Origin of the sequence: Bacillus marinisedimentorum (assembly GCF_001644195.2) — a bacterium.
In the GTDB taxonomy this organism is placed as follows: Bacteria; Bacillota; Bacilli; order Bacillales; family Bacillaceae_O; genus Bacillus_BL; species Bacillus_BL marinisedimentorum.
The window spans coordinates 146,250-158,316 of sequence record NZ_LWBL02000030.1 but is presented as its reverse complement, the minus strand read 5'-3'; the positions used below and the strand labels follow the sequence as shown (position 1 = coordinate 158,316).

Sequence of the window (12,067 nt, the reverse complement as noted above, 5' to 3'; positions counted from 1 at the left end):
GGTTGAAGGTGAGTTTCTAAAACTTCACATGGATTTATTTTTATACTCTCTTCATAAGTACCATTTTCCCAAAATCGCTGAATCGCTTGTGCCAGAACAGGTACAGGATTTTTCTATTTCAAAACATCCCTTCCATAAGTACCGTTGAACCGATAAATCCCACAGCCCAACAGTGACAGTGGTTGTAGCGTTTTTCTAAATGGTAAAGTACCCTTCCACTTATCGAGAATACGAACCCTTATGCATCAAGGGATGGAGGTGTGTTCATCGGAAAGTTCATGTCATTTTTGAGCGGTTTTTAAATTTTACACTCCCTTCATAAGTACCATTTTACCGAAAGTGCTACAAACCCAGTCATATCAAGGGGTTTGGCATTTTTCTAAATATACACGCTTGTTAACTTTCCTTTAGGTTTATATCTAGTAAAAGAGCCGATATAACCCCGAAACATGTACGTTTCTAACAGTTGTGTTTTTGTGAAATATTTTCAAAAGGTTTATACACAGGGAATTAAAATATTTCCTTAACTTGGACATTTTCTTCCCTTTGTAGACCATTGAGAAGTAAGAGTAAAAAACCTTTATTATATCTACATTTCTGTGGTCTGGATTCACATTAATTGCAGATATAAGATTGATTATTCAATTGAAAAAGCATTTTTAAAGCGTTACACCCATTCAGTTTAAAATGGTTATTTTATTTAAAGTACTATTACCCTCCCTAATAGGCGATTAACTAAATATCCATTCTAAAACGCTTGAAGTGTTGGTATATAAGGGTTTGTTAAAGATAATACCGATTTAATAAAATGTTCTATTTGTCCATTTTTATGACGTTTACTTTTCCATCCCTAATAGGCGATTATCTATTTAAAGCGTAAAAGTGCTATAAACGTTAATTTAACAGGGTTTGTAATGAAAACGCTGATTTTATCATATGCAACTCACACGGAATCTCCCTCCCCTTATAGACGATTATCTCTATACTCCAAAAGAGTGCTATAACCATTGATATTGTAAGGGTTTATTGTAAATACGTTAATTTAATGATATGTTCTATTACTCGAGAATCATACCTTTCCCCTAATAGGCGATTATCTCTATAAAAATTAAAAACGTTACAGACATTGATATAATAGGCTTTGTCGGCAAAAAGTTAATTCATTTAGATGTTCTAAAACGGTAGTTTGGTCGTTCTCTCCTTCCCTAATAGGCAACTAACTAAAAAATTTATAAAAACGCTGTATGCCTTGATATACAAAGGCTTATTGAAAAGATGTAAAATTAATGTGTTGTTCTATTTGTTTACATCATTCCAGTGCATCACGTATATCATCACATTATAGTCACAACTTTTATTTGCATTTTATTATAATTAAATATAGAATTAAATACTGTGATAGGTAGACAAAACCCTTTGGTACTTTTATAAGAAACCGTGTGGTATATGTCCAAACACCTTGATTTAACAACATCTGATGGGGCCGGCTGGGGTACTGGTGTCCCCCGAGGTCTTCAAAACCTTTTGAGAGGCGCGTGCCGTCTCTGGTGGGTTCGATTCCCACACGGTCCCGCCATACATATAATTAAGAAATAGCAAACCTTCTGCCGGTGTCGGCAGAAGGTTTTTTAATGTATAGGCTGTGTTAAAGCTCAATGTTGATTTTTTACACTAGTTGATTGTAGTGGAAGGTGCGAGACTCCATCGGGACTAGCGGGACAGGTGAGACCCCGCAGGAGCGGAGCGACGAGGAGGCTCACCGCCCGCCCCGCGGCAAAGAAGACACTGTGAGTGCGACCGAAGGGAAGCAGGAACAGATGTCGCACTTGTGCCCTTGCGTGAAAGCGAGTACCTGCAACGGAAATCAACACTAGCGTATAACAGAGCCAATGCATATCTAAAACCAAAAAAGGGGCAGATACCAATAGGGTTCTGCCTCACATTTTATTTATTTAATCGGTACTGCTTCCTCATTCTGTATAGCTGTATACGAATTAAAGTCACTTTTTATTTTTTCTCTGAAACGTATGTAATCATCATCTTTACATTGATCTAAAAACGTGCAAATTATATAGAGTTTCCTGTCAAACGCAATCTCCGCAGCATCCATACGGCTCAGTGATTTGTGTTCCATCATGACATTCAGTGCCATGAATTCCCTTTCCAGCTCGTCCCTCATCTGATCAGGCAGTTTCCTGTACGGCATTTTTCCACTTCCCTTCCGGAGTATTCCAGTTTAAGAAAAGCAAGACATACAAACTGACAAACGTGCGGGATCACATCGCATGGGTTTAGTTTATCAAATTTCTGGAAAAACCGACAGCCAATTTATTGGATTTTCTTTACTTTTCAGATTATTTCCCAGAACTCATGGAGCGATAATCCACAATCATACTTTTTAAAGAACAGTTATCAACACCCCTGTGCGTAACTATTTTTTGTGGCTAATTAACTTGTATATACAAATAAATTGTATATACAAGTTAAAATATATCAAAAAAATAAGGACAGCTTTTTTTATCCACAACTGTCCACAATGCTATTCTCATGCGGTTTTTAATGGGAAACAGACCTGATTTTCAAAATGTCCGGGTAGAATTTGACAAGTTCCAGGGCAGCAAGGCTGATCGCCTCCGGGGCGGATATTCCAGCTGCCGAGATCATTTCGTATTTTCCTTCCGGATGGATGACTTCTGCCAGTGCTCCATTTGGGCCCTGCTCAATACGGACAGTAAAACCCACTTCATTCAGGCGGCCGACAACATCCCGCCATACTTCATAGAGGTTTTCGGAATAATGGAAAAAGCCCATGCCATGGTGTTCTGTGAACCACTTGAGGGCCTGGTCATCATCCATCATTCGAAAGACTGAAAAATCAAGGACTTTCCTCACCACTTCCATGTCCAGCTCAAGACCTTGAGTCACCTTTCTCCTCCCCTTCCGGACTGCTCCCCCTGTTTTTATTTTAGCATGAGAACATGCGTTGAAGAATGACAGCAAAGGCCCATTCGTTACAATTTATTGAAAGTTCCGATATTTCATGCTAAAAAACAGCCTGCTCAATTGCAGGCCCATCTCTCAACTTGCATCTATTTTTGCCTTTATTTCCAGGAATTCAGGATATTCTTTCGACTTAAGTTTGGAATGGATCTGTTTGCCGTTCACAAAAATTTCGAAAGCTCCGCCGGAACCAGGAATCAGTTCTATAGTGATGTCTGAACGGTACTCTTCAAATAATTTTTCTGCGAAACTCGCAGCTTTTGGCGCATAATTTCATTGCATGCAAAATTCTATCATTACTTTCTTCTGCTCCATTTTCGGTACCCCCTCCTTTTAAAAGATAAATCGAAAAAGGATCCGGTGCTCAAAAAAAGCTTTTAAGCATACCCGCTAATTTTCCGGAAAACCTTCTGTCATTGGCCTGATCCTGTTCATATTGATCAATTTGCCAGTTAATGACCGCTTCACTGACAAGCCCACTCAAAAACCGGTAGCCTTTTTCATTAAAATGGAGCCCGTCCTCAACGAGAAACTGGCCATAATCCTCCTCTGTCATAATCATATGAAGATCCAAAAACGCCGCTCCTTTTTTACGGGCAGTATCCATTACAGCATTTCGGTATTCCAGTAATCTGGCATTTGAACGGTTGGGCTGCTTTTTTTCAACGACCGGTGCCGGACTGATAAGCAGCACTTTGCCGGACCCGATTTCTGCTGTGAAGTGCATTAGGTTTTTACGGTATTCATTAAGCGGCACCAGCCTGTGGGTGGCTGAATCATTTGCTCCGAATAAAATTGTGACAAGATCGGGGTTTTCTTTTAACACATCTTTTTCGAAGCGCCGGGATGCGTCCCTTGTCGTGTTCCCCGGCACCCCCCTATTCAAGACTTTCCATTCGGGAAACTCTTTCCGGAGCCTTGGTGTCAAGCGCAATCTACCGTCTTCTGCCTTTTCCCTGGCGGTGATGCTGTCACCGAAACAGACCATTTTCTTCATGGGTCCGCTCCTTTCTCTTTGTTTATCACACTGTCCTTTTTTAATCAATGATTTTTAAAGTTGCGGATTTGACACAGTAATAAACTTTTCCCCAAATGGACAGGCAAAAACCTGCCGCAGCATAAAAACACCCTACTTATTAGTAAGCAGTATAATGAATGAGGAGAAAAGATAAGATAACACATTTGGATACACAGCCTATACAGCACCAAAAACCCCAGAGAGGATACGGCTCTGAGGTTGACTTCCCGTTCAAGCTTATTCACTTATAGCAGCCTTGAATAAATGTTTCTGTGAAAATGGAAGCAGCCTATTCTGGAACTTGACCGTCATTCAACACGCTATTTTGTGCGAGGATGACCAGGATCGCATTCCGGCGCAGAGACATTGTCTGTTTCCGAAAGCTTGATTAAATAATAACACTCTTCCCTGAACATATGATCTGCCATAAGTGCCGAGAATGTCGATAACACTTCTTTGTTCACTTCCATTTCTTCCAGTTCTTCCAAAAAGACCTGGAAAATTTTCATCTCCAGTGTGACTTCTTCATTGAAAGCGTGCAGGGCCGGAAATTCATGAAATGATGATCTTAAGTAGCCTGCCATTTCCACAGCTTTTAAATAGAAACCTTCAAAATCCTTTTTAAAGTGTTTGCTTTTATGAATCAGCTGCTTCTCTGCAGGGTCAAGGGAACATTCAATTGCACCGGCATGCCCGCTTGCATCAAGGAGCCAGAGTAAATGATGGTGAACAGGGTGAGCATCTTCCGGCTGCTTGCCTTTCTCCAAAAATTCGAGTATCCGTAAATATTCTTCAAGTTCATTAAGCATATGGTTCACAAAGGTAGGTGAAAGGTGGAATGTAATTTCTTTTAGCAGCTGTTTTTTCAGTAGCTCTCTTTTATAACTGTAGAGTTTGCCGGCTTCCCGGACAGCAGCTTTTGTCACATCATTCACTTGCCCGATGCTTCTTGCCCGGTCGATTTTTTGATAAAGAGAGTCAAATTCCTCCATTAATGTTTGCGCCTGCTCGATTTCATCCGTTTCTGCAGGGCCCAGTGATTGGAATATAAACCGGCAATGATCGCCGAGAACCTGAAGCCAGAAACGGTGTTCAAAAACAGCCTTGCGTACAAAAGTGTCCATAAGCTTCCCCCTATTCCATAGATAAATGCCATCTTTTTCACTTTATGCGAGCAGTTATCCTTTCATAACATGAGGGGAGAACCAGATGATATTGTTTATAATAATATTATTATGTAAACTTTTTTCAACACAGACAAAAGAGAAAACGGCAGTTACGCCGTTTTCTCAGCTTATCTCACGTCTGGGTTCAGCCTCTTCAGCCATGCTTTTCAGCATCGGGAATTTAACCATGTCAGCATTTCCGCCGCTGATCATCACGCCCACCCGTTTGTTTTCAAGTCCAAGTCTCTTGCAAAGCAGTGCAGCGAGTGCAGCTGCACCGGCTCCTTCCACAAATGTTTTTTCACGTTCGAGCATCAGGACCATCGCATACGCAATTTCTGCTTCAGTTACGGTCACCATCTCGTCAACAAGCTGCTTGATCACCGGATAGGTAAGGCGTCCCGGCTGTTTGACAAGGATGCCTTCAGCAATTGATTGGGCAGATTTGTAGGAACGGTCAGGCTTTCCTTTGAAGCGGTTATAGAGTGCAGGCACGGCAGCTGTTTGCACCCCGATCACCTTTGTGGAAGGCGAAAACTGTTTGACAGCCGCTGCTGTTCCGGCAATGAGGCCGCCACCGCCGACAGGGACCAAAACGGCATCAAGCCCGCTCGTCTGCTGCATCATTTCCAGTACAGCCGTGCCCTGTCCCGCCATGACAAGCGGATCATCAAACGGATGCACGAATGTTGCCGCCTTTTCCCGCTGCTCAAGGTCGGCCGCTTCATACGCCTCCTGGAACGTTTCACCTGTCAGGATAACTTCGGCGCCGTAAGTCTTCGTTGCATTCACTTTGCTTTCCGGTGTATGGACAGGCATAAAAATTTTTGCTTTTATTCCGCGCTTGTAAGCTGCGTAAGCGACACCCTGGGCATGATTGCCCGCAGATGCGGCGATAATCCCTTTGGCAGCTTCAAGCTCCGACAAGTGAAGAACTTTATTCAGTGCGCCCCTTAACTTGAAGGAACCGGTTTTTTGCATGTTTTCCATTTTAAGAAAAACGTCAGACCCTGAAATCGAATTGATGGTCCGTGATTGTTTCAGCGGAGTCCGATGGACATAATCGATTATCGTTTCAAGACTTTCAATGACATTGATTGTTTCATAGCAATTCCCAAGGCACTTCACCCTTTCAGCAAATGTTTTCGTTCATACTCTTTGATTTGTTCTTCCATTCTAAGCGTCAAGCCGATTTCATCCCAGCCGTTCAGGAGCATGTTTTTCCAATGCTCATCTATCGTGAAAGAGGCCGAGAAGGAATCGCCGTCTGTAACATGCTGGTTTTCAAGATCCACCGTCAGTTTGTATGGCGGATTGGCTGCTTTTTCCATCAGCTGATCCATTTCTTTTTCAGCCAGCACAACCGGCAGAATGCCGTTTTTCACACAGTTGTTGTAAAAGATATCAGCAAAACTCGGCGCAATGATCACCTTGAATCCGAAATCACCGAGGGACCACGGTGCATGCTCCCTTGATGAGCCGCAGCCGAAGTTATCTCCGCCGATCAAGATCGAAGCATCGCTGTATTCCGGATCATTCAATGAGAAATCATCTCTCAAACTGCCTTCTTCATCAAAGCGCCAGTGAAAGAATAGGAACTCGCCGAATCCGGTCCGCTCGATTCTTTTCAAAAATTGTTTTGGGATGATCTGGTCTGTATCCACATTGGAACGGTCCAATGGAAAGGTGTTACCCGTATGTTCCTTGAATTTTTCCATCTTCTGCCCTCCTTCTTACGATAATGCCGCTTCATAATTCCGCACATCAGCAAAATGCCCGTATACAGCTGCGGCAGCGGCCATGGCCGGACTGACAAGATGGGTACGTGCACCGTTGCCCTGCCGCCCTTCAAAGTTGCGGTTAGAAGTTGACGCACATCGCTTTCCAGGTGGAACAACGTCATCATTCATTGCAAGGCACATGCTGCAGCCGGCTTCACGCCATTCGAAACCTGCTTTTTTGAAAATCACATCAAGGCCCGCCTTTTCCGCTTCCAGTTTCACTTTAAAAGAGCCGGGAACGATAATTGCCCTGACACCCTCGTGGACTCTCCTCCCAATTACGACTTCTGCGGCTTTTTGCAGATCGCTTAGCCTGGAATTCGTACAAGAACCGATGAATACATAGTCAACTTTTATGTCGGTGATCGGCTGTCCCGGCTTCAAATCCATATAGGCCATAGCACGCTCGGCGCTTTCCCGTTCTGCTTTCGTTTTATATGAATCAAGTTCAGGAACATTTCCGCTTACCGGAACGGTCATGCCGGGATTCGTTCCCCAGCTTACCTGAGGGTCGATTTCTTCTGCAGGAAGGACCAGTGTTTTATCATATACAGCCCCGGAATCGGTTTTCAAGGTTTTCCAGTATTCAACCGCTTTGTCAAAATCACCGTTCGCAGGAGCATATTTGCGGCCTTTCAGATATTCGAACGTTTTGTCATCCGGACTGATCAGTCCCGCTTTCGCCCCGGCTTCAATCGACATGTTGCACAGGGTCATCCGCTCTTCCATTGTCATGTTTTCAACGGCTTCACCGGTATATTCAATGATATGGCCTGTGCCGGCATGGACACCGTATTTTCCGATGAAAGCGAGAATGACATCCTTCGCTTCGACACCGGGTTTAAGGCTTCCGTCAATCCGGACTTCCATCGTCTTCGGTTTCTTTTGCCAGAGGGTTTGCGTTGCCAGGACATGCTCGACTTCCGATGTGCCGATTCCGAACGCAAGGGCGCCGAATGCCCCATGGGTCGATGTATGGCTGTCCCCGCAAACAATCGTTTTGCCAGGCTGCGTCAGCCCGAGATCAGGACCGATCACGTGGACGATCCCCTGGTCTGGGTGGCCCATACCGGCAATCGGTATTCCGAATTGCCGGCAATTTTCTGCAAGAGCGTTTATTTGCTTTTTGGCTGTTTCGTCTGTAATCTGGTCCCTGTTTGTTGTCGGCACGTTATGGTCCATTGTCGCAAACGTCAAATCAGGGCGCCTGACCTTTCTGTTTTTCAGCCGCAAACCCGCGAATGCCTGCGGGGATGTGACCTCATGCACAAGGTGCAGATCAATATATACTAAATCCGGTTTTCCTTCTTCAGAAGAAACGGTATGGTTTTCCCACACTTTTTCGATGATCGTTTTCGGCGTCATTTCAATTCCCCCTCTTTACAAACGTTCAAAACAGCCGTTATGCATAGGCTGCCAGAATGCCGGCAATTGCATCATCGTCTTCCAGCTGGTAAATGACCTGGTCAACCATCCGTTTCGTTCCGACAATGCAGCCTGATCCGGTGTTCACATCTTCAGTATGATAGCCGGATTCAAGCACTTCCTGGACAGCCCGTTCGATTGCGTCCGCTTCTTCCGTCATGCCGAAGGAAAGGCGGAGCATCATGGCTGCCGACAGGATCATAGCAAGCGGGTTCGCTTTGTTATGTCCGGCGATGTCAGGTGCGGACCCGTGTACAGGTTCATAAAGCGCCGGTCCGGCTGACGCCAGGCTTGCTGACGGCAGCATGCCGAGAGAACCTGTCAGCATGGAGGCTTCATCGCTTAAAATATCTCCGAACATGTTTTCCGTCACTAAGACATCAAAGTGTTTCGGATTGTGGATCAGTTTCATAGCCGCTGCATCGACAAGCATATGTTCGACTTCCACGTCCGGATACTGTTTGGCTTTTTCATCAACGATTTCACGCCACATCCGGCTTGATTCGAGTACGTTGGCTTTGTCAACTGATGTCAGCTTCTTTTTGCGGTCCTGTGCCAGTGAAAAACCTTTTTCAACGATGCGCTCGATTTCTTCCCGGCCGTATTGAAGCGTGTCAACGACGATCTCGGACCGGCTTCCGCGTCGTTCACTCGGCTTGCCGAAATAAAGGCCGCCAGTCAATTCCCTTACAATGATAAGATCAACGCCATCGACGATTTCACGTTTCAAAGGTGACGCCTGGACGGTGCTTGTAAACGATTGGACCGGACGGATGTTTGCAAAAAGACCAAGCGATTTTCTCAGTCCGAGCAAGCCGCGTTCCGGCCGTTCATGTGAAGGGAGACGATCCCATTTGGGGCCGCCGACAGCACCAAGGAGAATGCCGTCGCTTTGTTTGCACATATTAAGTGTTTCATCAGGAAGCGGAGTGCCGAAACGGTCGATCGCATCCCCGCCCACCGCCGCTTCCGTGAACATGAATTCATGGCCGTACCTCTCGGCAATCGCTTTGAGGACACGCACTGCTCCGGCAGCGACTTCTTTTCCGATGCCGTCTCCCGGCAGTACTGCAATCTTCTTTTTCATATTGATGCCCTCCTTATAAGTAAGCTTCCTTTTTTTCTGACTGGCTGTTTTGTGACAATACCCGGTTAACGGCATTCAGATAGGCGCGCGCCGAGGCTTCAAGGACATCCTGTGCGGTTCCTCTGCCGCTTGAAGTTTTGCCGGCATAGGTGACATTCACGTAAACCTCTGCCAGTGCGTCCCGGCCGCCGCCGACTGAATGGATTTTATAATCGTTCAGCTTCGGCTTGCCGCCGATCACCCTTTCAATTGTGTTATAAATCGCTTCAACGCTTCCAGAGCCGGTGGCTGCTTCGAATATGCTTTCCCCGTCAGGCGCTGTGACTGAAATGGTGGCAGTCGGGATATTTTCTGTACCATACTGGACCTGGATGCTTTTCAGAACATAATGGGTTTCTTCAGCGTCCTCGGTTTGTTTGTCTGTCAGAATGGCAAACAGATCATCATCTGAGATCTCCTTTTTCTTATCTGCAAGCGACTTGAAGGCACGGAATGCTTCATCAAGCGTATCAGGCAGCAGTTCAAAGCCGAGTTCCTGCGCTTTTTGTTTAAATGCGTGACGGCCGGAATGTTTTCCGAGAACAAGCCTGTTGGAGGCAAAACCGACAAGTTCAGGTGTTATGATTTCATAGGTCGTTTTCTCTTTCAGCACGCCGTCCTGGTGAATGCCGGATTCATGAGCATAGGCGTTATTGCCGACGACAGCTTTATTGGCAGGTACAATCATTCCGGTCAGCTTGCTGATCAGCTGGCTGGTCCGTTTGATTTCGGCCAGGTTCAGCCCTGTTTCAGCCTTGTAATGATCTTTTCTTATATAAAGGGCGACTGCGATTTCTTCGAGAGCGGCATTTCCGGCCCGCTCTCCGATGCCGTTCAGGGTGCCTTCAACCTGGTCTGCACCGTTTTCAATCGCAGCAAGGGAATTGGCGGTTGCCATCCCAAGATCATCATGGCAATGGGCGGAGAACTGCACCTTATCGGCCGAAAGTACATTTTCTTTCAGGAAGCTGAAGAGTTCTCCGTATTCCTCCGGGCTTCTGTAACCGACAGTGTCCGGTATGTTAATGACATCCGCCCCCGCCTGGATCACTTCCTGGACGATTTTGGCGAGGAAGGCCCGATCCGTCCGGCAGGCATCTTCAGCAGACCACTGGACAACCGGGAATTTCTTTTTTGCATATTTGACAGCTTCCACTGCAGCTTCAAGCACCTGGTCGGGTGTTTTCTTCAATTTATATGTCATATGGACAGGAGAAGTGGCGATGAAAACATGCAATCTCGGTTCCTCTGAATCTTTCAGGGCACCCCAGGCCGCATCGATATCCTGGTGATTCGTCCTTGCCAGGCCGGTTACGGATGAATCTTTTACGATTTGGGCGATTTGTTTTACCGCATCGAAGTCCCCCGGGGAGGCGGCTGGAAACCCCGCCTCGATGATGTCGACTCCGAGTCTCTCAAGCTGCCTGGCAATCTCCAGCTTTTCGAGGGTATTCAAATTGACACCCGCCGATTGCTCCCCGTCCCGCAATGTTGTATCGAAAATGTTAATTTTTCGCAACGGCCGCCACTTCCTTTTTCTCAGACCTGTTATTGACAAACGGCATCATATCACGGAGCTTTTCCCCGACAACCTCGATTTGATGCTGCTGTTCTTTCTGGTTGCGGGCATTGAATTCAGGGCGGTTGGCCTGGTTTTCAAGAATCCATCCTTTGGCGAACTTGCCTGTCTGGATATCCTCCAGCACCTCTTTCATGCGTGCCTTCGTCTCCTCATTGACGACCCTTGGGCCGGAAACGAAATCACCCCATTGGGCGGTATCTGAGATGGAATACCTCATGCCCTTGATGCCGCCTTCATACATAAGATCGACGATCAATTTCAATTCATGGAGACATTCGAAGTATGCGACCTCCGGCTGGTACCCAGCTTCTGTCAATGTTTCAAACCCCGATTTCACAAGGGATGTCAGTCCGCCGCACAGGACAGCCTGCTCACCGAACAAGTCCGTCTCTGTTTCCTCCTGGAAGGTCGTTTCGATGATGCCGGCGCGCGCCGCGCCGATTCCTTTTGAGTATGCAAGGGCGAGTTCTTTCGCCTGGCCGCTGTAATCCTGATGGACGGCGATCAATGCCGGTACGCCCGCGCCCTGTTCATATGTCCTGCGGACAAGGTGGCCCGGTCCTTTCGGAGCGACAAGGAAGACATCGACATCGGCCGGCGGCACCACTTGATTGAAATGGATGTTGAACCCGTGAGCGAACACAAGTGCATCCCCCTGGTTAAGGAATGGTTCGATTTCTTTCTTATACACTGACGGCTGATATTCATCCGGCAGCAGCACCATGATCACATCAGCTTCTTCACTTGCCTCACTTACTGTTTTGACCGTGAATCCATCCTCTTCCGCCTTGTTCCAGGAACCGCCTTTTCTCAGTCCCACCACGACATCGAACCCGCTTTCCCTGAGGTTCATAGCATGGGCATGACCCTGGGAGCCATAGCCTACAACCGCAACTTTCTTGCCCTTCAAGCTTTCTTCATTGATTTCATGTTGATAATACATTTTTGTCATTTTCCATCCCGCCTTTT

General features: G+C 46.1%; 9 protein-coding genes, 1 tRNA gene and 2 pseudogenes. 1 reads left to right on the top strand and 11 read right to left on the bottom strand.

Features of this window, described 5'->3' with window-relative positions:
• Positions 1–1,479 precede the first annotated feature (1,479 nt).
• Positions 1,480–1,576 (top strand) — tRNA-Sec (locus tag A4U59_RS21345).
• A 372-nt stretch (positions 1,577–1,948) separates the two neighbouring features.
• Here the strand turns inward: A4U59_RS21345 and A4U59_RS09895 are convergent.
• From A4U59_RS09895 to ilvC, 11 genes and pseudogenes are all read right to left on the bottom strand, one after another.
• On the bottom strand, positions 1,949–2,206 hold the full coding sequence (locus tag A4U59_RS09895) for a hypothetical protein (protein ID WP_066173323.1): 258 nt from the start codon (positions 2,204–2,206) through the stop codon (positions 1,949–1,951).
• Between the two features lie 350 nt (positions 2,207–2,556).
• The gene (locus A4U59_RS09890; protein ID WP_066173321.1) at positions 2,557–2,925 is read right to left on the bottom strand and encodes a hypothetical protein; all 369 of its coding nucleotides are present in this window, start codon (positions 2,923–2,925) and stop codon (positions 2,557–2,559) included.
• A 153-nt stretch (positions 2,926–3,078) separates the two neighbouring features.
• A pseudogene (locus A4U59_RS22485) lies at positions 3,079–3,261 on the bottom strand (Rdx family protein); the annotation flags it as partial.
• Positions 3,262–3,364: 103 nt separating this feature from the next.
• Positions 3,365–3,997, bottom strand: a complete 633-nt coding sequence (locus A4U59_RS09885) for a GDSL-type esterase/lipase family protein (protein ID WP_066173318.1) — start codon at positions 3,995–3,997, stop codon at positions 3,365–3,367.
• Positions 3,998–4,338: 341 nt separating this feature from the next.
• Positions 4,339–5,142 (bottom strand): DUF2935 domain-containing protein, encoded by an 804-nt coding sequence (locus A4U59_RS09880; RefSeq protein WP_066173315.1) that lies wholly within the window; start codon positions 5,140–5,142, stop codon positions 4,339–4,341.
• 165 nt (positions 5,143–5,307) lie between these two features.
• The gene (gene ilvA, locus A4U59_RS09875; protein WP_066173313.1) at positions 5,308–6,312 is read right to left on the bottom strand and encodes a threonine ammonia-lyase; all 1,005 of its coding nucleotides are present in this window, start codon (positions 6,310–6,312) and stop codon (positions 5,308–5,310) included.
• Positions 6,309–6,902: a 3-isopropylmalate dehydratase small subunit gene (gene leuD / locus A4U59_RS09870; protein WP_066173310.1), complete on the bottom strand. Its 594-nt coding sequence runs from the start codon at positions 6,900–6,902 to the stop codon at positions 6,309–6,311. Before leuD ends, ilvA begins: the two co-directional genes overlap by 4 nt.
• Before the next feature lie 15 nt (positions 6,903–6,917).
• Complete coding sequence (leuC, locus tag A4U59_RS09865) at positions 6,918–8,330, bottom strand: 3-isopropylmalate dehydratase large subunit (RefSeq protein WP_066173307.1); 1,413 nt, start codon at positions 8,328–8,330, stop codon at positions 6,918–6,920.
• Between the two features lie 37 nt (positions 8,331–8,367).
• Complete coding sequence (leuB, locus tag A4U59_RS09860; RefSeq protein WP_066173304.1) at positions 8,368–9,477, bottom strand: 3-isopropylmalate dehydrogenase; 1,110 nt, start codon at positions 9,475–9,477, stop codon at positions 8,368–8,370.
• A gap of 13 nt (positions 9,478–9,490) precedes the next feature.
• Complete coding sequence (locus A4U59_RS09855; RefSeq protein ID WP_066173301.1) at positions 9,491–11,035, bottom strand: 2-isopropylmalate synthase; 1,545 nt, start codon at positions 11,033–11,035, stop codon at positions 9,491–9,493.
• Positions 11,022–12,056, bottom strand: a pseudogene (ilvC, locus tag A4U59_RS09850) (ketol-acid reductoisomerase); the annotation flags it as partial. The gene A4U59_RS09855 and the pseudogene ilvC, both read right to left, overlap by 14 nt.
• Between the last annotated feature and the right edge of the window lie 11 nt (positions 12,057–12,067).

Excerpts from the sequence above, each read along its gene's own strand:
- leuB (WP_066173304.1), bottom strand. The coding sequence starts at position 9,477 with ATGAAAAAGAAGATTGCAGTACTGCCGGGAGACGGCATCGGAAAAGAA.
- leuD (WP_066173310.1), bottom strand. The coding sequence starts at position 6,902 with ATGGAAAAATTCAAGGAACATACGGGTAACACCTTTCCATTGGACCGT.
- leuC (WP_066173307.1), bottom strand. The coding sequence starts at position 8,330 with ATGACGCCGAAAACGATCATCGAAAAAGTGTGGGAAAACCATACCGTT.
- A4U59_RS09880 (WP_066173315.1), bottom strand. The coding sequence starts at position 5,142 with ATGGACACTTTTGTACGCAAGGCTGTTTTTGAACACCGTTTCTGGCTT.
- A4U59_RS09885 (WP_066173318.1), bottom strand. The coding sequence starts at position 3,997 with ATGAAGAAAATGGTCTGTTTCGGTGACAGCATCACCGCCAGGGAAAAG.
- A4U59_RS09895 (WP_066173323.1), bottom strand. The coding sequence starts at position 2,206 with ATGCCGTACAGGAAACTGCCTGATCAGATGAGGGACGAGCTGGAAAGG.